The sequence below is a fragment of the Thermomonas sp. HDW16 genome (assembly GCF_011302915.1).
Classification (GTDB): Bacteria; Pseudomonadota; Gammaproteobacteria; order Xanthomonadales; family Xanthomonadaceae; genus Thermomonas.
In genome coordinates this window covers 2421385-2440001 of record NZ_CP049872.1, presented here as the reverse complement: position 1 = coordinate 2440001, position 18617 = coordinate 2421385, and the positions used below count along the sequence as shown (strand labels likewise).

The following is an 18617-nucleotide window of genomic DNA, read 5'->3' as shown; positions in this document are numbered from 1 at the left end:
ATGTCCGCACATCCCCGCCAGACCGCCATCGCGCAGCTGTTGTTCGGTGCGGCGATCATCGGCACCAATGGCCTCATGGTGCGGCTGGCCCATATGCCTCCAACCGCGGTGGCGTTTTGGCGGATGCTGCTGGCCGGACTGATCCTGGGTGCGCTGGTGCTGGCCCGGCATGGCTGGCAACCACTTTCTCGCAAGGCCTGGTGGTGGTGTGCAGTGCCAGCGCTGGCTTTTGCCATCGACCTGTGGATGTGGCACCGGAGCATCCTGCTGGTCGGGCCTGGCCTCGCGACCCTGCTGGCGAATGCGCAGGTGTTCTTCATGGCGCTGGCCGGCGTGCTGTTCTTCCACGAGCGGGTCGGCCTGCGTTTCGCCAGCGGCGTACTGCTGGCCTTCCTCGGCTTGTGGCTGATGCTGGGCGGCGACTGGGCCAGCCTGCCGCGCGAATATCACTGGGGTGTGTGGCTGGGATTGGGCACGGGCGTGGCGTACGCGGCCTACAACATCGGCATCAAGCGCTCGCAGACCGAAGCCGCGCGCGGCCAGACGCGGGCGCCGGTGGAGCAGGTGCTGTGCATCGCCGCGTTCGGCAGTGCGCTGTGTCTGGGGCTGATGGGCGTGGCCGAAGGCGTGACGTTCGCGCCGCCCAGCCTGCACGCCTGGGGCATCCTGCTGGTTCTCGCAGGCGTGGGCCATTGCCTGAGCTGGGTGCTGATCTCGCGGGCGATGGTCGCGCTGCCGGTGGCGCTGGCTGGCCTGTTGCTGCTGGCGCAACCGATCGTCGCTTATCTGCTGGATGTTGCGTTGTTCGACTTGCCCACCTCGCCGCGGCAATGGCTGGGTTTGGCGGTGAGCCTAGCCGGGATCTTCGTTGCGGGAATGAAATCGAAGGAAGCGCTGGCTGCGCAGGAGGTGTGATCCGCTGGTGGGGGCGTGGCCCGGATGGATCCATCATTCGCGCGTGATCGAACACACGTAGACCAGTTCGCAGGCGCCGCCACCGCTGTCTTCGCGGGTCAGTGAACTGCGCCAGCGCCAGCCGTTGTTCGTGTTCGCTTCCACCAGCCAGCCGTCGACGCGCACGCGCTGGCCGCGTTCGATCCGGCGCAGGGCGGCGGCTACCGCATCGTCGGCCGGGATCATGTGCATATTCGCGCTGCTGCGCACGATTTCCTCGACCGGGATCGGCGGCGTGTCCTTCCAGCTGTAGCGATACCAGCGCGAGGACTGGCGGATATCGAGTTGCGAAATCACCGCGTCCTCGGTCATGCGGCCCCAGCCCAGCGCAAGATCTATGGGCGAAATATCCGCTTCGTGGCCGATGCGGTAATCCTCGCGACCGAGCACGCGAGCCTCGATGCTGAAGCCTGCGAGAGGCCGCAAATTCGTTTCGCCGATTGCCTGCAGCGACATGCCCGCAGGTACGTCCGTCTGCAATGGCATGGCGCCACGTTCGGTGCGTGGCGGCATCGGGCACCGGCTGCTGGCGGCGCTGGTCGTGATGCCGCTGCGTGATGGTGTTGCAGGTGCGCCCACTGGACGCGTTGCCTGCCACCAGATCAGTGCGCACAGCAGGGTCAACAGCACCAACGCAGTGCGAAAACTCATCGGGGATGTCTGCAGGTCAGGCCTTGGGCAATTGTGCCCGCGCCAGCGTGCCGATGGCATCGCCCAGCGTGTGCAGGAAGCTGTCCAGTGCCGAGGATTTGCGCCACACCAGCGCGATCTGCCGGCTCGGTGCCGGGTCGCGGAATGGCACCAATTGAATATTGGGCGATTGCGCGATGGGCTCATGCACCGACAACGCCGGCAACAAGGTCACGCCCACACCGGCGGCGACCATCTGTCGCAGCGTTTCCAGACTGGTGGCGCGGAAGCCGGATTTCTCCTGCGCGCCGGCCAGCCGGCACACATCCAGCGCCTGGTCGCGCAGGCAGTGGCCGTCTTCCAGCAGCAGCAGGGTTTCATCGGACAGTTGCGACATCGACAGCGCTTGCTCCGCCGCCAGCGGATGCTGGTGCGGCGCGGCGAACACGAACGGTTCCTCGAACAGGAACTGCGCATGCAGCTGGTCGTCGTGGATCGGCAGGGCGAGCAGCGCGGCGTCCAGCTTGCCGTCGCGCAGGCGCTGCAGCAGCACGTCGCTTTTTTCCTCGATCAGCAGCAGTTCCAGCTGCGGGAAGCGCTCGCGCAGCTGCGGCACCACATGCGGCAACAAGTAGGGGCCCAGGGTAGGAAACACGCCCAGCCGCAGCGTGCCGGATTCCGGATCCATGCTGCGTCGCGCGGCTTCCTTCATCTGCTCGACCTCGGCCACGATCCGCCGCGCGCGCTGCACCACGTCTTGCCCGGCAGCGGTGATCATCACCTTGCGCGGTGCGCGTTCCACCAGCACCACGCCCAGTTCCTCCTCCAGTTTGCGGATCTGGGTGGACAGGGTGGGCTGGCTGACGAAGCAGGCCTCCGCCGCCTTGCCGAAATGGCGCAGATCGGCCAGCGCGATCAGGTAGCGCAGGTCGCGCAGGTTCATCGGATCAGGCCGCCTGCGCCTGGCTTTCGGTTTCTGCCGGCGCCGAGTGGCGGATCAGGAAGTCGAAGGCGGACAGCGCGGCGGTCGAACCGCCACCCATCGCCACCACAATCTGCTTGAACGGCTCGGTGGTGGCATCGCCGGCGGCGAACACGCCGGGCACATCGGTATGGCCCTTGTCGTCGATCGCGATCTCGCCGCGCGGGCTCAGCGCCACCGTGCCCTTCAGCCAATCGGTATTCGGCAGCAGGCCGATCTGCACGAACACGCCGGCCAGTTCCAGATCACTCGGCTGGCCATTGGTGCGGTCGGTGAAGCGCAGGCCGGTCAAACGGCCGCCATCGCCCACCATTTCGGTGGTTTGCGCGTTCACGTGTACGGTGGTGTTGGGCAGGCTGTGCAGTTTGCGCTGCAGCACGTCGTCCGCGCGCAGCTGGCCGTCGAACTCGAGCACGGTCACGTGATCCACGATGCCGGCCAAGTCGATTGCCGCCTCCACGCCGGAATTGCCGCCACCGATCACCGCCACCCGCTTGCCCTTGAACAGTGGGCCATCGCAGTGCGGGCAATAGGTCACGCCCTTGTTGCGATGCTCGGACTCGCCGGGCACGCCGGTCTGCCGCCAGCGTGCGCCGGGGCTCAGGATCACCGTCTTCGCATGCAGGGTGGCACCGCTTTCCAGTTCGATGCCGATCAACCCGCCCGTCTGCGCCGCCGGCTGCAACGCCTTGGCGCGCTGCGCGGTCATGATTTCCACGCCATAGCTGCGCACATGCGCTTCCAGCGATGCGGCCAGCTTCGGGCCTTCGGTGTATTCCACCGAGGGGAAATTCTCGATGGCCATGGTGTCCAGCACCTGCCCACCGAAGCGCTCGGTGACGATGCCGGTGCGGATGCCCTTGCGCGCGGCATAGATCGCCGCTGCGGCGCCGGCCGGGCCGCCGCCGACGATCAGCACGTCGAACGGCGCGGCTTCGTTCAGTACCTGCGCGGTGCGCGCGACAGCGCCGGTGTCCAGCTTGGCGAGGATCTGTTCGATGCTCATGCGACCGGCATCGAACTCGGCGCCGTTGAGGTAGATGGTCGGTACCGACAGGATTTCGCGCGCTTCCACTTCGGCCTGGAACAACGAGCCGTCGATGGCGACATGCTTGATGCGCGGATTGAGCACGCTCATCGCGTTCAGCGCCTGCACCGTGTCCGGGCAGCTCTGGCAATGCAGCGACATATAGGTCTCGAAGGCGTAATCGCCATCCAATGCGCGTACCTGCTCGGCCAGCGCTTCGTCGATCTTCACCGGATGCCCGCCGACCTGCAGCAGCGCCAGCACCAGCGAGGTGAATTCGTGGCCCAGCGGAATGCCGGCGAAACCCACCTGCACGTCGCTGCCCGCGCGGCGGATCAGGAACGAGGGCTTGCGCGCATCGTCACCGGTCACGCGGGAAATCTTCGGCGACAGCGCGGCGATCTCGTCCAGCAGCACGTCGAGTTCGCGCGCGGCATCCGAAGCGTCCAGCGAGGCAACCAGTTCGATCGGCTGCTGCAGTTTTTCGAGGTAGGCGGCCAGCTGGGGCTTGAGGTCGGCATCGAGCATGGTGGGCATCCTTGGGGCAGGGCGCGCCGACCGAAGTCGCGCAGGCGCCGGTGGAATATCGGGAAAGGGCTGCGGCCAACCGCCCGCAAGAGGCTGGCCGGAGCCCTCTCCCCGCGAGGGGAAGAGGGGCGGACTGCAGGTAGCGGACAGGGAAACGCCGCCTGCAGTGGGGGAGGGTCAGATCTTGCCGACCAGGTCCAGCGACGGCTTCAGGGTCTTGGCGCCGTCGTTCCACTTGGCCGGGCAGACTTCGTTCGGGTGCGCGGCCACGTACTGGGCGGCCTTGAGCTTGCGCAGGGTCTCGCTGACGTCGCGGGCAATCGCGTTGTCATGCACTTCCATGGTCTTGATGGTGCCGCTCGGATCGATGATGAAGGTGCCGCGCAGGGCCAGGCCTTCGGCATCGATATGCACGTCGAACGCGCGGGTCAGCTGGTGGGTGGGATCGCCGATCAGGGCGAACTTGGCCTTGCCGACGGCCGGCGAGGTCTCGTGCCACACCTTGTGGCTGAACTGGGTATCGGTGGTGACGATGTAGACCTCGGCGCCCAGCTTCTGGAACTCGGCGTAATGCTCGGCGGCGTCTTCGATCTCGGTCGGGCAATTGAAGGTGAAGGCGGCCGGCATGAAGATCAGCACGGACCACTTGCCCTGCAGGTCCTTGTCGGTGACTTCGATGAACTTGCCATCCTTGTAGGCATTGGCCTTGAACGGCTGAACCTGGGTATTGATCAGGGACATGGGGAATCCTCTCGTGGGTGGGGTGGGTGATTGGTTGAGGAAAAGAATAGTCAGGCTCAATCAATCTGTAAAATCGATTATAGATATGCTATTGATAGATTTCATCTATCGATGAGCAAGACGAGGTGTATCGGCCGGGCCAGCTACCATGCCGCCGATGACGCCAGACACCGCCACTCCCGCTCATCTACTCGCCGCTGCCCGGTCCCGGATCGATCCGGTGGACGCCGAATGGCTGCTGGCGCACGCGCTGGCGCGGCCGCGCAGCTGGCTGTTCGCGCATGCGCAAGACCCGGTCGATGCCGAGGCCGCCGCGCGCTTCGCCGATCTGCTGGAACGCCGCGCGGCGGGCGAACCGGTGGCCTACCTGACCGGCCGGCAGGGTTTCTGGTCGCTGGAGCTTGAGGTCTCGCCCGCCACCCTGATCCCGCGTCCGGAGACCGAATTGCTGGTCGAGCTGGCGTTGGCGCGGATTCCGATGGATGCGGCATCGCACATCGCCGACCTCGGCACCGGCAGCGGGGCGATCGCGCTGGCGATTGCCAAGGAACGGCCGCGCGCGACGGTCATCGCTACCGATGCCAGTGCGGCGGCGCTTGATATCGCGCAGCGCAATGCTGTGCGCAACGGCATCACAAACATCGAATTCCGCGAAGGCGACTGGTTTGCGCCACTGGTGGGCGAGGCCTTCGACCTGATCGCCAGCAACCCGCCCTATATCGAAGACGGCGATCCGCATCTGCGCGAAGGCGACCTGCGCTTCGAGCCTGCATCGGCGTTGTCCTCGGGCGAGGATGGCTTCGATGCGCTGCGCACGATCATCAGCGCGGCACCAAAGCACCTGTACAGCGGCGGTTGGCTGTTGCTGGAGCATGGCTGGGAGCAAGGTGCGACCGTGCGTGAGCTATTGGTCGCAGCGGGATTCGTCGACGTCGACACCGCGCGCGACCTCGAAAATCGCGACCGCATCAGCATTGGTCGATGGCCCTGAGCCTGCCGCGTTAAAATCGCGGTTTCGCCAACGCAGGGAACGCCCATGCGCACGCTGTATCCGGAGATCGCGCCGTACGAAACCGGCACGTTGCAAGTCGACGACCGCCACACCCTGTACTGGGAGCAGTGCGGCAATCCGAATGGCAAGCCGGTGGTGCTGCTGCACGGCGGCCCGGGCGCGGGTTGCAACGAGAAGATGCGGCGCTTCCACGACCCGGCCAAGTACCGCATCGTGCTGTTCGACCAGCGCGGTGCCGGCCGCAGCAAGCCGCATGCGGATCTGACCGACAACACCACGTGGAACCTGGTCGCCGACATCGAGAAGCTGCGCGAGTTGCTCGGCATCGACAAGTGGCAGGTGTTCGGTGGTTCCTGGGGTTCGACGCTGGCGCTGGCCTATGCCGAAACCCATCCGCAGCGCGTCACCGAACTGGTGCTGCGCGGCATCTTCATGCTGCGCCGCTGGGAGCTGGAATGGTTCTACCAGGAAGGCGCCAACCGCCTGTTCCCGGACGCGTGGGAGCATTACATCGGCGCGATTCCGCCGGTCGAGCGCCATGACCTGATCTCCGCCTTCGGCCGCCGCCTCACCAGCAGCGATGAAGCCGTGCGCCTGGCCGCAGCCAAGGCCTGGAGCATCTGGGAAGGTGCCACCAGTTACCTGCATATCGATCCGAACTACGCCACCAGCCACGGCGATCCGCGTTTCGCGCTGGCGTTCGCGCGAATCGAGAACCACTACTTCGTCAACGGTGGTTTCTTCGAAGTCGAAGACCAGTTGCTGCGCGACGCGCACAAGATCGCCGATATCCCCGGCGTGATCGTGCACGGCCGCTACGACGTGGTCTGCCCGATCCAGAGCGCGTTCGACCTGCACAAGGCATGGCCGAAGTCGGAACTGATCGTCAGCGCGGCCTCCGGCCATTCCGGCTTCGAGGCGGAGAACATCGCGGCGCTGGTGGCGGCGACGGATCGCTTCGCCTAAGCGCCGCGGCGCTTATTCGATGTGATCGATGCGGTGGTGCTTGCCGCCGAAGGCCGCCGTTTCGCCGACGCGCTTGCCCTGCGCGGACTGATACAGCGGCGATTCGGTGGAAATGCCCATCACCTGCACGCCATCCACCTGGAACGGGCGGGTGGCGACCGCGACCACGAAGTGCTGGCCGCCGACTTGCAGCAGCGCACCTGGCGCGACATCCGTCTTCGGCCCGAAGTCGATGGCTTGTAGCGTCGCCATCGCGTCTTCTGCCGACTGCAGCGGTGCTTCCAGGCCTTGGGCGAGTTCGGCGTCCTGCACGTTCAACGAATGCGATTCGGCATCGTCCTGCAGGTCGGCTGCGGGTTTCGCTGCGGCCGAGTAGTCGGCATAGGCCTGTTGCGCGGCCTGCAGTTCCTGCGTTTCCAGGGCGAGCAGGGCGTTGCGCAGTGCGTTCTTGTCCATGGCGTGGCCTTCATCGAAATGGGCCCCCGAGGATAGCGCCTACGGTGTGACCGCACTGCCGTCGGGGTTGCGCTCGATCATCCACAGTCCGGCCCACAGCTTGAGGTCGAGCTCGAAGCCCTCGGCCTGCTTCTGCATCAGCCAGCGCGGCGCATCGCTGCGCGGCACGGTATGCACGGTGATGTTCTCGTTGTCCACGCCGCCGCCGTCGCCGACCTTGGTCAACTCGCGGGCGCGGACGAAGGCGATGCGCTCGTTGCTCATGCCGGACGAAGTGGGGCCGACCAGCAGTACTTCGACCTTGCCCGGCGACCAGCCGGTTTCCTCGATCAGTTCGCGACGCGCGGCGTCTTCCAGCGTGTCCTGCGCGTGGTCGTCGCCGACCAGGCCGGCCGGCATCTCGATGGTGCGCGCGCCCAGCGGCACGCGGAACTGTTCGACGAACAGCACGTGATCGTCCGGCGTCACCGCGATGATGATCACCGCCATGCCCTGGCCGTGGGTGCGTTCGCAGGATTCCCAATGGTCGATGCGCACAAGCCGCAGCCAATCGCCTTCGTACAAGGTCTGTTTGAGGTTCTTGCCCATGGGCCGATCTTAACCGGGGAATGCGACAGGCCGTCGACTCGCAGGTGACGGCGAAACCGACGGGTGTCCGCTACGCGCCTCGAAATGCCGCTGCGCGGACACCCGTCGATTCCGCCGTCACCTCGGCACGAAATCGCTAGACGGAAAGCCCTGCAGCCTCTGCCAACCGCTTGCGCGTCAACGGCCCGAAGCCCATCCAGTCCGAGAGTGATGCCAATTCCGCCGCATCGCCCTTGCCGCGCGCGAAGTCGCCTTCCGGCAAGGGTGCATCCAGCGGAATGGTGGTGAGCTGTCGCCACAGCAGCGCATGTTCGCGCTGTTCGCGCAGACGGGTGGCCATGCTCGCGGCGCCGCGCAGGCGCAGAAAGGGGATTTCGTCGATGCGTTCCAGCACCGCATCCAGCGTGCCGAAGTGGGCCAGCAGCACCGCCGCCGATTTCGGGCCGATCCCGGTCACGCCGGGGATGTTGTCCACCGCGTCGCCGGTGAGCGCGAGGTAATCGGCAATCTGGTCTGCGCGCACGCCCTGCCGCGCCTTGACGCCATCGGCGCCCCAGCGCACGCCCTTGGCGAAATCGTACTGCTCGTCATGCGCCGCCAGCAACTGCGACATGTCCTTGTCCGCGGACACGATCACGCTGCGGAAACCTTCGTTGCGCGAGCGATGAGCGGCGCTGCCGATCAGGTCGTCGGCTTCGTAATCGGAATGGGCGAGCGTGGTCAGTCCCACGGCCTGGCACAGCGCCTTGCACCAGGCGAACTGGCGCTTGAGTTCCGGCGGCGCGGGATCGCGATTGGCCTTGTAGGCCGGATACAGCGCATTGCGGAAACAGGAATCCAGCGCCTCGTCGAAGGCAATCGCGATATGCGTCGGCCGTTCGCGCTCCAACAGTTCCAGCAGGAACCGCGCGAACCCGTGCACCGCATTGGTCGGCCAGCCATCGGCATCGTGGAATTCGTCCGGCATCGAATGCCAGGCGCGGAACACGTACATCGAGGCATCGACCAGGTACAGGGTCGGCATCGCGGGTGCCGCTTGGCTCACGCGGGCGCCCAGTCGCTGATCAGCGATGCAGGGTCAGGGCGTTCGCGTTCCGGGACGTCGACCAGCGGGGTGCCGATGGCAATCGTCCCGACCAGTTGCTCATCCGCAGCCAGGCCAAGGGTGTGTTCGAGGAACGGCCGGTCATAGGCGGGCCAGCCGGTCAGCCACTGCGCACCGAAGCCTTCGGCCTGCGCGGCCTGAAGCAGCAGTAGGCAGACGCAGGCGGCGGTGGAGAAGCGTTCGGACTCCGGGATCTTCTCGTCCGGGCCGAGCTTGGCGATGACCGCGATGGTCAGCGGCGGCAGCAGGAAACGCGTGCGCAGCTTGTCGATGACGGCTTCGCCCGCATCCGGTTCGCGCGTGCGAAGGCGCGCGGAGACCGCGTCAGCAAGGCGCGCGCGCGCTGGGCCGGCGATCCGCAACAGGCGGAACGGCACCCGCTTGCCGTGGTCGGGCACGCGCACCACGGTCTGCAAGATGCGCTGCAGCTGGGCGGCATCCGGGCCGGGCGTGGACAGCTGGCGGGTTGGCACCGACAGGCGGGTATCGAGTGCGTCCAGAGTGAGCGTTGCGGGCATCGTTATTTGGAGCCGTATTGCAGGGAGCTGCCATGGTAGCGGTAGGATGCGGTCATCGAAGCGAATCCAGGCGGGGAACGGACGATGGCGGTGATCGTTGGCGTGGCACGCGAAACGGCGGCGGGCGAACGTCGCGTCGCACTGACTCCGGAAACTTGCAAGAAGCTGGTCGCCGCAGGCGCCAGCGTGCGTGTACAGCCCGGGATTGGCGTCGGCGCGTACTTTCCCGACCAAGCCTATGCCGATGCCGGCGCGCAACTGGCCGAAGACGCCACCCGCGACGCGGACGTGGTGTTGTGCGTGCAACCGCCTGTGGCCGATGCCATCGGCGCGTTGAAGCAGGGTGCGGTGTTGGTCGGCAGCCTGCAGCCGCAGGCGGATGCCGCACGCGGCGAGGCGATCACGACGCGCGGTATCGTCGCCTTCCCGCTGGAAAAACTGCCGCGCACCACCCGTGCGCAGGCGATGGACGTGCTCAGCTCGCAGGCCGGCATGGCCGGCTACAAATCGGTGCTGATCGCCGCGCAACTGGCGCCGCGCTTCTTCCCGATGCTGACCACCGCCGCCGGCACAATCCGGCCGTCGAAGGTGTTGATCGTTGGCGCCGGCGTGGCCGGCCTGCAGGCGATCGCCACCGCCAAGCGCCTGGGCGCTCAGGTGGAAGGCTTCGACGTGCGGCCGGAAACCCGCGAGCAGATCGAATCGCTCGGCGGCAAGTTCCTCGACCTCGGCGTGTCCGCGGCGGGCGAGGGCGGCTATGCGCGTGCGCTGACCGATGAGGAACGTGCCTTGCAGCAGCAGCGCCTGGCCGATCACCTCAAAGGCATCGATGTAGTGGTCTGCACCGCCGCAGTGCCGGGCCGCCCCGCGCCGAAGATCATCAGTGCGGCGATGGTGTCCGGCATGAAGCCGGGCAGCGTGATCGTCGACCTCGCCGCCGAGACCGGCGGCAACTGCGAACTCACCCAGCCGGGCCAGACCATCGACAGCGGCGGCGTCACCATTGCCGGCCCGTTGAATCTCGCCTCGATGGGTGCGCAGCACGCCAGCGAGATGTACGCCCGCAACGTCTACAACTTCGTCAGCTTGCTGCTGAAGGACGGCGCGCTGGCGTTCGACTGGGATGACGAATTGCTGGCGAAGACGGTGTGGCCGGAGCGGGTGGTTGCTGCGTAAAGCATTGACGGTCGCTGCATTCTGCTTGGCGGCTGGATGCAGCGATCAAGGTGGCAATGGCCGTCAACCCGGGGCGCAGCAAGATCCGTACATCCCGCGCCCTGTCGTCGAAACAACCCATTATCGAATCCATAGTTCGGCGACGGATACGCAGACGCGAGCGGTGGGCGAGTCGGTCGAATCCTTGTACGCCGCTTACGCGAAAGTATTCGGCCAGCAGCGACAGGTGCAGCGGCTGGAACTGGTGCTCTACAAAAGCCAGGCCGAGTTCAAGGCGAACAACCGCAGCGCCGCCTGGGCGGAAGCGTATTACCGCGAGCCCCGCTCCTACGCCTATCCGGGCAATGGCGATAACCCGCATCACTGGATGCTGCACGAGGCAACGCATCAACTGCTGAGGCAGGCCAGCGGATTCAAGCTGCGACGGTGGGTCAACGAAGGGATCGCGAGTTATTTCGGCGCGGGCACGCTGCGCGATGGCATGCTTGATCCGATGGTTGCGGATGCAGCTGCTTATCCGATCTGGTGGTTGGCCTCGTTGGAGTTATCGGGCGACATGCAGGCGGATATCGACCGCGGCGTGGTGATTCCGATCGAGCAAATTGTCGAGGACACCGGCCCTCCGATCTCGCAGGACGTCAATGGTTATTACCTCCACTATTGGAGCCTGACGCATTACCTGCTCGATGGGGATGCCGGCAAGCATCGCGATGCCTTCCTGGCCCTGGTGCGGCAGGGAGGTGGGCCGGTCGAGTTCCGCCGGTTGCTTGGGCCGTACGCACAGATCCAGCGTGGCTGGTACGAGCACCTGCGTGCGTTGGCGATGAAGCAGCGCCAGGCAACAAAAAACGGGAGCGAATAGCTCCCGTCGTTCGGTCTTGCCCTATGGCGGGGTTATTGTCGCGCGCGTTCGCGCCGTTCCGGTGCCGGATGCGCCTTCAGCCATTCGACTTTCTGTTGCGGGGTCTTTTGCCGCCAGTCGGCCAGGAAGACCTTGCGCTGATCGTTATCCATACCACGCATGGCGTGGAACAGGGCGCGGGCTTCGGTGCGCTGTTCGGGCGACATGTGTTCCCAGCGCTGCATGCCGTGGCGGGCGCGGTCGCGTTGGTCGCGCGGCATGGTCTTCCAGCGTTGCGCGCGTTCGATCATGCGGCCGCGGTCGTCGGGGTTGCTGTCCCAGCGATCGCGCAGGGGCGCGACCAAGGCGTCGCGCTGGGCAGGCGTCAGCTTGTCCCATTCCGGGTACTGCGTGGTCGCGGTCTGTGCCTGCGCGAAGGCGAACGCCGGCCACAGGGCAAGGGCGAGGAGGGTGGTTCGGATCATGCGGCTCTGGATCGTGTTGTTCATCGCTTACTCCATCGCGAGCCGCTGCGCATCGGACGATGCCAGCCAGGCGTAGAACTCGGGGTCTTCATCCAGCATCGTGGCGACCGGCGCGGTGCTCGAAACCACGTTGCCGGCAACAGGCGTGCTGGTGGTCGGCGCCTGCACCGTGCCGAACTGCAGGCCGATGGCCAACGCGCCGAGCGCAGCGAAACCGGCGGCGGCGTAGCGCAGGCCATGGCCGTGGCGCACGCGTTCGCCGCGCAGGGCGGCATTGCGGCGCTGCGCCAGCTGCGCGCGGGTGCGCGGCGACAACCGTTCCAGCGAGGTGTCATGGTGCGCGCGAAGCGCGTCGTCGAATTTGTTGTCGTTGCTGTTCATCGGAATTCTTCCAGTTGTTTCTGCATCGCCTCGCGGGCGCGGGACAGATGCGTTTTCACCGAGCCTTCGCTGCAGCCCATCGCGCGGGCGGTATCGGCCACGTCGAGTTCTTCCAGCACGCGCAGGGTGAAGGCTTCGCGCTGGCGGGCGGGCAGCTTGCGCAGCGCCGCGCTGATCCGCGTCCATGCTTCGCGGCTGTCGTTGTTGCGCGAGGGATCCGGGCTGTCGTCGGCCCAGTCCAGCGGTTCGCCGTCGTCATTGCTGCTGCCGGGGATCAGCCAGCGCAGGCGGAACAGGCCGCGCCGCTGCACATCGACGATGCGGTTGCGCAGGATGCTCCAGAACAACGGGCTCCATTCCGATGGCGGATGGTCACGGTAGGCAAGCATCTTCATCATCGCGTCCTGTACCGCGTCCAGCGCATCGTCGCGGTTGCGCAGGGCGATCTCGGCGAAGCGGAACGCGCGCGTGTCGATACCGGCCAGGAACGCCTCGAGCGTCGTCGGTATCGCCGGCTCGGTGGCCGGAACGTTCTGGTGGGCTTCGGCGCTCACGCGACCAAGCTTAGCGGGGTCGAACAGCAACATGGCATCCGGTATCGGTATCGCACCGCAGTTCGCCGCCGGGGCGGGATTGCGCCGGCCGTGCAGGGGAAACGCCCCGCGGAGCGCGCGGTTGACATGACGGATCGCCACTAGTCGCCGCGTCCAGATACATGGTTATGATGCAGACAGACAACTTGGGGGTGGATCGTGGGCGACGGCTTCGTGGCGCTGTACATCTTCATGCTGGCGGCCATCGCCGGCCACGTGATCATCTCGCGGGTGCCGGTGATCCTGCATACCCCGCTGATGTCGGGTTCCAACTTCATCCACGGCATCGTGCTGATCGGCGCGATGGTCGTACTCGGCCATGCGGATACCACCCTGGAAAAGGCGCTGGGCTTCATCGCGGTGTTCCTGGGCGCGGGCAATGCGGCAGGCGGTTACGTGGTGACCGAGCGGATGCTGGACATGTTCAAGTCCAGCAAACAGCCCGTTCAGAAGCCGGAGGGCGGCAAGTGACCGTTCTCACCCTGATCAAGCTGAGCTATTTCATCGCGGCGACCCTGTTCCTGCTGGGCCTGCAGCGCATGGCCAGCCCGAAGACCGCGCGCAGCGGCATCCAGTGGGCCGGCGTGGGCATGCTGATCGCCACCATCGCCACCTTCTTCCTGCCGGGCCTGCATAACATCGGCCTGATGATCGCGGCGATCGTGATCGGCGTTGGCCTGAACTGGGTCTGGGGCAAGAAGGTGGCGATCACCGACATGCCGCAGATGGTCGCCCTGTTCAACGGCATGGGCGGCGGTTCGGCGGCGGGCATCGGCGCGGTGGAGCTGGTGCGCTGGTCGGCGGCGGGGCAGTCGCCCGGCCATGTGCCGGCGGTGCTGGCGGTGCTGGGTTCGCTGATCGGCGCGGTCTCGCTGACCGGTTCGATCATCGCCTGGGCCAAGCTCGATGGGCGCATGGACAAGCGCTACACCTTCCCCGGCCAGCAGTGGTTCAACGCGGCGGTGGCGGTGGCGGCGGTGGTCTGCGGGGCGATGGCGCTGCACACGCTGGCGATGCCGTGGATCGTGGCGTTCTTCGTGTTGGCGCTGGCCTTGGGTGTATTGATGACGCTGCCGATCGGCGGCGCGGACATGCCGGTGGTGATCTCGCTGTACAACGCGTTCACCGGTCTTGCGGTGGCGTTCGAGGGCTATGTGCTGGGCAACGAGGCGCTGATCATCGCCGGCACCATGGTCGGCGCAGCCGGCATGCTGCTCACGCGGCTGATGGCCAAGGCGATGAACCGCAAGATCAGCAACGTGCTGTTCTCCAACTTCGGCGGCAGCAGCGGGGAAATGCAGGAGATCGGCGGTTCGATGAAGCCGATCGAAGCCGCCGACGTGGCCGCGATGATGGCCTACGCCGAGCGCGTGGTGATCGTGCCCGGCTACGGCTTGGCGGTGGCGCAGGCGCAGCACAAGATCTGGGAACTGGCGCAGCGGCTGATGGATCGCGGGGTGAAGGTGAAGTTCGCCATCCACCCGGTGGCCGGGCGCATGCCGGGACATATGAACGTGCTGCTGGCCGAGGCCGGCGTGCCCTACGACCTGATCGCCGACATGGACGACATCAATCCCGAGTTCAAGAACACCGACGTGTCGCTGGTGATCGGCGCCAACGACGTGGTCAATCCGGTGGCGAAGACCGATCCGGCATCGCCGATCTATGGCATGCCGATCCTCGACGTGGTGGATTCGAAGAACACCATCGTCATCAAGCGCGGCAAGGGCACCGGTTTTGCCGGCATCGAGAATGCGCTGTTCTATGCCGACAACACCCGCATGCTCTACGGCGACGGCAGCGAGATGGCGAACGCGCTGGTCAGCGAGCTCAAGGCACTGGACGGCGGCCACTGAGGCCACCGATCAGCGCCACCACCAGGGCCAACGCGTACCAGGCCAGATCGGTGGTGCCGTTGGCCAGGCGGATCAGTTCCCAGGCATAGGCCGGCCCCAGGCGCAGCGCGGAATCCCAAGGCAGCAGGCCCATGCTGCGGCCGATTTCGGTCGCTGCGATGCCCCAATTCGCGATCAGGATCGTGGTGGCGGTTGCGCATGTGGCGATGGTGGCGCGCCGCCATCCGGCCGTCGCATGGCCCAGCTTGAGCATCAGCAGTGCGTCCAGCGCGGCCAGCGGTGCCAGCCAAGCACCATGCGTTTCCAGCGCCAGTGATGCCAGCACCCAGGCCGCGGCGAATCCCAGGCAACCGCACAGCAGGAGCAGCAGAGCGGGGAGGGGAATGGTGCGGGGGGAAGCTGTCATGGTGGGGCCGGAATGTGGTTGCGCATTCTAGCGAGTGCCGAAAGGGACTAGAATGGTACGAATTCGATCCCGCACGTCCGTCGCCCGCCCGCATGTACTCCCGAAGCAGTGAACCCGTCCGTTTCGAGCGCGATTGCGCGGCCGTCCTGGTCCCGCAGGGCGAGGAAGTGACCCTGCCCGCGGGCACCGTGGGCTACATCACCCAATCGCTGGGCGGCAGCTGGACGGTGTTCGTCGAAGGCAACCTGATGCGGATCGCCGGCAAGGATGCGGATGCCATCGGCAAGGAACCGCCAGAACCCATCGACCTGCCCGAAGGCGCCAGCGACGAGGACGTGGAAGCCCTGGTCTGGCGCCAGCTGCGTACCTGCTTCGATCCGGAGATCCCGGTCAACATCGTCGAACTGGGGCTGGTGTATTCGGCCGAGGTGAAGCCCCGCGACGACGGCCAGCGCGAGGTCGAAGTGCGGATGACCCTGACCGCCCCGGCTTGCGGCATGGGCGACATCCTGGTCGATGACGTGCGCAGCAAGATCGAGCTGATCCCGACGATTGTCGAGGCCGACGTGGAGCTGGTCTTCGACCCGCCGTGGAACCGGACCATGATGTCCGAGCTGGCACGGTTGGAAACCGGAATGCTCTAACGCAGTTCGGATGACAGACCGGACATTTCGAATGTGACTTTTTTACATTCGTCGTGACCATCGACATAGCCGCATAACGTCACTTTTGGCCTGTCTGGGCTGCGCAGAAGCGTGATGCCCTGCAACATTTCTGGCCTTCAACTGCCGGAACAAGCGTAATTTGCTGCAAAGCAGCATCAATCGAAGTGGCTCTACACCGCCATTGCTTACGTTTGCAACCATTCATATGCAGAAAAGTTATCTGCTTATGCCCTCGAATACTTGACGGTATTCCCAACCCCACATGACGCTCGCGCTTCGCTTCAGGTTCATTCAGCTTCCTGGGGCGACTCCCGTCATGAAATCAGGTCAACAGGGGAATGTCCTGGCCGGATCAACGGGAAGTTTGTGCCTGTATTTGCCACGCCGCATGCCGCGGCCTCCAATCCACCTATAGGGGTACATGCCAGTGAATCAGCGCCGTCTCAACAGCCTCGCCGCCGCCATCGCCTTGTCGCTCGTCGCGACCGGCGCGCAGGCCGCGGGCAAGGTTGATCTGCAGAAGCAGAACCTGAACCAGCTCAAGCAGCAGTACAACACTGCGGTCGCCGCCAAGGGCGTGGCCGCGATGGCGCACAGCCGCCACGCACAGTTCATGGGAGCCGACGCCAACTCGCAGCTGCTGATGAAGGTCAAGCGCGAAGACCATGGCGTGCGCAACTACCGGTACACCCAGGCCTACCGCGGCATCCCGATCTTCGGTGAGGGCGTGGTGGTCAGCGAAGACGGCGCCGGCAACGTGCGCACCATGTTCGGCAACATGATCACCGGTCTTGAGCAGGACATCGCGTCGACCACGCCCCGCCTGAGCAAGGCCAATGCGCTGGTTGCCGGCAAGCGCGCCGGCCTGGGCAACGGCATTGGCGGCATGCTGACCCGCAACGAGAAGTCCGACCTGGTGATCTTCGTCGACGGCAACGGCCGCGGCCACCTGGCCTACCACGTCGACTTCTTCGCCGATTCGGCCACCGGCGGTGCGCCGACCCGCCCGAGCATCATCATCGATGCCAACAGCGGCCGCGTGCTGAAGCAGTGGGAAAACCTGCAGCACGCACAAGTCGGCACCGGCCCTGGCGGCAATGCAAAGACTGGCCAGTACGAGTACGGCACCGACTACGGTTACCTGGACGTTGCCCAGAGCGGTACGACGTGCACGATGAACAACACCAACGTCAAGACCGTCAACCTCAACAACGCCAGCACCAATACCAGCACCACCGCGTTCTCCTACACCTGCCCGCGCAACACAGTGAAGACCATCAACGGTGCGTACTCGCCGCTGAACGACGCCCACTATTTCGGCGGCGTGATCTTCGACATGTACCAGGCCTACCTGGGCCGCGCGCCGTTGACCTTCCAGCTGGTGATGAAGGTGCACTACAAGAGCGGCTACGAGAACGCGTACTGGGACGGCAGCGCGATGACCTTCGGCGATGGTGCCAGCACCTTCTACCCGCTGGTCAGCCTGGACGTGTCCAGCCACGAGGTCTCGCACGGCTTCACCGAGCAGAACTCCAACCTGACCTACTCCGGCATGTCCGGCGGCATGAACGAAGCGTTCTCCGACATGGCCGGCGAGGCCGCCGAGTACTTCTCGCGCGGCAGCAACGACTGGCTGGTCGGCGCCGAGATCTTCAAGGGCACCGGCGCGCTGCGTTACATGGCCAACCCGCCGCAGGACGGCAGTTCGATCGACAACGCCGCCAACTACACCAGCTCGATGGACGTTCACTACACGTCCGGCGTGTACAACAAGGCGTTCTACCTGCTGGCCAACAAGGCGGGTTGGAATACCCAGAAGGCATTCCAGGTCATGGCCCGCGCCAACGATCTGTACTGGACGGCAAGCAGCACCTTCAACCAGGGCGCCTGTGGTGTCGAGACCGCCGCTGGCGACCTCGGCTTCACCGTGGCCGACGTGACTTCCGCATTCTCGTCGGTTGGCGTGAGCTGCTCCGGCGGCGGTGGCGGCGGTGGCAGCACCGGCGGCGCGCTCACCAAGGGCGTGGCGGTGACCGGCATCAACCAGACCAGCGGCAACTCGGTGAACTACACCCTGGTAGTGCCGGCCGGCGCCAGCAATCTGACCTTCACCACGTCCGGCGGCACCGGCGATGCCGACATGTACGTGAAGTTCGGCAGTGCGCCGACCGACACGTCCTACGACTGCCGTCCGTATGCCTCCGGCAATGCCGAGACCTGCAGCTTCGCCGCACCGTCGGCCGGTACCTACTACGTCCGCCTCAAGGCGTATTCGGCGTTCTCCGGCGTCAGCCTAGTCGGCGACTACACCACCGGCGGTGGCGGTGGTGGATCCACCCAGACCTACACCAATGGCACCGACGTCAGCATCCCGGACAACAACTCGACCGGCGTGACCAGCAGCATCGCCGTGTCCGGCCGCACCGGCAATGGCCAGGCCAGCACTCCGGTGGCGGTCAACATCGTGCACCCGTACATTGGTGACCTGATCGTCGACCTGATCGCACCGGACGGCTCGGTCTACAACATCAGCAACCGTTCGGGCGGCAGCGCCGACAACATCAACAAGACCGTCAACATCAACCTGTCCGGCGAAGCCCTCAACGGTACCTGGAAGCTGCGTGCAGCAGATCGCGCGCGTTCCGACGTGGGCTACATCAACAGCTGGAGCATCACGTTCTGATCCTGTCGGCCAGTTGGTAGGCCA

Annotated in this window: 21 protein-coding genes; 9 read left to right on the top strand and 12 right to left on the bottom strand. The window is 65.6% G+C overall.

Annotated features, from left to right (window positions below):
• A complete protein-coding gene (locus tag G7079_RS11595; protein WP_166057448.1) occupies positions 1 to 915 on the top strand; it encodes a DMT family transporter in 915 nt (304 codons plus the stop codon).
• 33 nt (positions 916 to 948) lie between these two features.
• On the opposite strand, the gene G7079_RS11590 is transcribed toward G7079_RS11595, so the two are convergent.
• The 4 genes from G7079_RS11590 to ahpC all read right to left on the bottom strand — a co-directional run bounded on the left by G7079_RS11590 (position 949) and on the right by ahpC (position 4862).
• Complete coding sequence (locus tag G7079_RS11590) at positions 949 to 1605, bottom strand: hypothetical protein (RefSeq protein ID WP_166057447.1); 657 nt, start codon at positions 1603 to 1605, stop codon at positions 949 to 951.
• A 16-nt stretch (positions 1606 to 1621) separates the two neighbouring features.
• Positions 1622 to 2527: a DNA-binding transcriptional regulator OxyR gene (oxyR, locus tag G7079_RS11585; RefSeq protein ID WP_166057446.1), complete on the bottom strand. Its 906-nt coding sequence runs from the start codon at positions 2525 to 2527 to the stop codon at positions 1622 to 1624.
• 4 nt (positions 2528 to 2531) lie between these two features.
• A complete protein-coding gene (ahpF, locus tag G7079_RS11580) occupies positions 2532 to 4121 on the bottom strand; it encodes an alkyl hydroperoxide reductase subunit F (protein ID WP_166057445.1) in 1590 nt (529 codons plus the stop codon).
• Positions 4122 to 4298: 177 nt separating this feature from the next.
• Positions 4299 to 4862: an alkyl hydroperoxide reductase subunit C gene (gene ahpC / locus G7079_RS11575; protein WP_166057444.1), complete on the bottom strand. Its 564-nt coding sequence runs from the start codon at positions 4860 to 4862 to the stop codon at positions 4299 to 4301.
• 157 nt (positions 4863 to 5019) lie between these two features.
• On the opposite strand from ahpC, the gene prmC reads away from it, so the two are divergent.
• Together prmC and pip are read left to right on the top strand one after the other, a co-directional pair.
• Entirely contained in the window at positions 5020 to 5853 is an 834-nt protein-coding gene (gene prmC / locus G7079_RS11570) for a peptide chain release factor N(5)-glutamine methyltransferase (RefSeq protein ID WP_166057443.1), read from the top strand.
• A gap of 45 nt (positions 5854 to 5898) precedes the next feature.
• The gene (gene pip / locus G7079_RS11565; protein WP_166057442.1) at positions 5899 to 6840 is read left to right on the top strand and encodes a prolyl aminopeptidase; all 942 of its coding nucleotides are present in this window, start codon (positions 5899 to 5901) and stop codon (positions 6838 to 6840) included.
• Positions 6841 to 6852: 12 nt separating this feature from the next.
• Here pip and G7079_RS11560 read toward each other — a convergent pair whose 3' ends face one another.
• The 4 genes from G7079_RS11560 to G7079_RS11545 all read right to left on the bottom strand — a co-directional run bounded on the left by G7079_RS11560 (position 6853) and on the right by G7079_RS11545 (position 9507).
• Positions 6853 to 7296, bottom strand: coding sequence for a hypothetical protein (locus tag G7079_RS11560; protein WP_166057441.1), 444 nt, complete (start codon positions 7294 to 7296; stop codon positions 6853 to 6855).
• 39 nt (positions 7297 to 7335) lie between these two features.
• Complete coding sequence (locus tag G7079_RS11555) at positions 7336 to 7884, bottom strand: NUDIX hydrolase (RefSeq protein ID WP_166057440.1); 549 nt, start codon at positions 7882 to 7884, stop codon at positions 7336 to 7338.
• Between the two features lie 136 nt (positions 7885 to 8020).
• Positions 8021 to 8908: a 5'-3' exonuclease H3TH domain-containing protein gene (locus G7079_RS11550; protein ID WP_166057936.1), complete on the bottom strand. Its 888-nt coding sequence runs from the start codon at positions 8906 to 8908 to the stop codon at positions 8021 to 8023.
• 17 nt (positions 8909 to 8925) lie between these two features.
• Positions 8926 to 9507 (bottom strand): nitroreductase, encoded by a 582-nt coding sequence (locus G7079_RS11545; protein ID WP_166057439.1) that lies wholly within the window; start codon positions 9505 to 9507, stop codon positions 8926 to 8928.
• Positions 9508 to 9591: 84 nt separating this feature from the next.
• Here G7079_RS11545 and G7079_RS11540 point away from each other — a divergent pair, with 84 nt between their 5' ends.
• A complete protein-coding gene (locus tag G7079_RS11540; protein ID WP_166057438.1) occupies positions 9592 to 10683 on the top strand; it encodes an NAD(P) transhydrogenase subunit alpha in 1092 nt (363 codons plus the stop codon).
• Complete coding sequence (locus G7079_RS11535; protein WP_166057437.1) at positions 10673 to 11545, top strand: DUF1570 domain-containing protein; 873 nt, start codon at positions 10673 to 10675, stop codon at positions 11543 to 11545. The genes G7079_RS11540 and G7079_RS11535 overlap by 11 nt, the downstream gene beginning before the upstream one ends.
• Before the next feature lie 32 nt (positions 11546 to 11577).
• On the opposite strand, the gene G7079_RS11530 is transcribed toward G7079_RS11535, so the two are convergent.
• The 3 genes from G7079_RS11530 to G7079_RS11520 are packed head-to-tail and all read right to left on the bottom strand — an operon-like array spanning position 11578 to position 12977.
• The gene (locus G7079_RS11530; protein WP_240906181.1) at positions 11578 to 12033 is read right to left on the bottom strand and encodes a DUF3106 domain-containing protein; all 456 of its coding nucleotides are present in this window, start codon (positions 12031 to 12033) and stop codon (positions 11578 to 11580) included.
• A gap of 3 nt (positions 12034 to 12036) precedes the next feature.
• Positions 12037 to 12390, bottom strand: coding sequence for a hypothetical protein (locus tag G7079_RS11525; RefSeq protein WP_166057436.1), 354 nt, complete (start codon positions 12388 to 12390; stop codon positions 12037 to 12039).
• Positions 12387 to 12977 (bottom strand): RNA polymerase sigma factor, encoded by a 591-nt coding sequence (locus G7079_RS11520; protein WP_166057435.1) that lies wholly within the window; start codon positions 12975 to 12977, stop codon positions 12387 to 12389. The genes G7079_RS11525 and G7079_RS11520 overlap by 4 nt, the downstream gene beginning before the upstream one ends.
• A 165-nt stretch (positions 12978 to 13142) precedes the next feature.
• Here G7079_RS11520 and G7079_RS11515 point away from each other — a divergent pair, with 165 nt between their 5' ends.
• Complete coding sequence (locus G7079_RS11515; protein WP_166057434.1) at positions 13143 to 13454, top strand: NAD(P) transhydrogenase subunit alpha; 312 nt, start codon at positions 13143 to 13145, stop codon at positions 13452 to 13454.
• The gene (locus tag G7079_RS11510) at positions 13451 to 14839 is read left to right on the top strand and encodes an NAD(P)(+) transhydrogenase (Re/Si-specific) subunit beta (protein ID WP_166057433.1); all 1389 of its coding nucleotides are present in this window, start codon (positions 13451 to 13453) and stop codon (positions 14837 to 14839) included. The genes G7079_RS11515 and G7079_RS11510 overlap by 4 nt, the downstream gene beginning before the upstream one ends.
• Here the strand turns inward: G7079_RS11510 and G7079_RS11505 are convergent.
• Entirely contained in the window at positions 14814 to 15245 is a 432-nt protein-coding gene (locus tag G7079_RS11505; RefSeq protein WP_166057432.1) for a hypothetical protein, read from the bottom strand. The two genes, G7079_RS11510 and G7079_RS11505, sit on opposite strands and share 26 nt — an antisense overlap.
• 92 nt (positions 15246 to 15337) lie before the next feature.
• Between G7079_RS11505 and sufT the strand changes: the two genes are divergently transcribed.
• The gene (gene sufT, locus G7079_RS11500; protein ID WP_166057431.1) at positions 15338 to 15889 is read left to right on the top strand and encodes a putative Fe-S cluster assembly protein SufT; all 552 of its coding nucleotides are present in this window, start codon (positions 15338 to 15340) and stop codon (positions 15887 to 15889) included.
• Between the two features lie 448 nt (positions 15890 to 16337).
• On the top strand, positions 16338 to 18593 hold the full coding sequence (locus G7079_RS11495; protein WP_166057430.1) for a M4 family metallopeptidase: 2256 nt from the start codon (positions 16338 to 16340) through the stop codon (positions 18591 to 18593).
• Positions 18594 to 18617 lie beyond the last annotated feature (24 nt).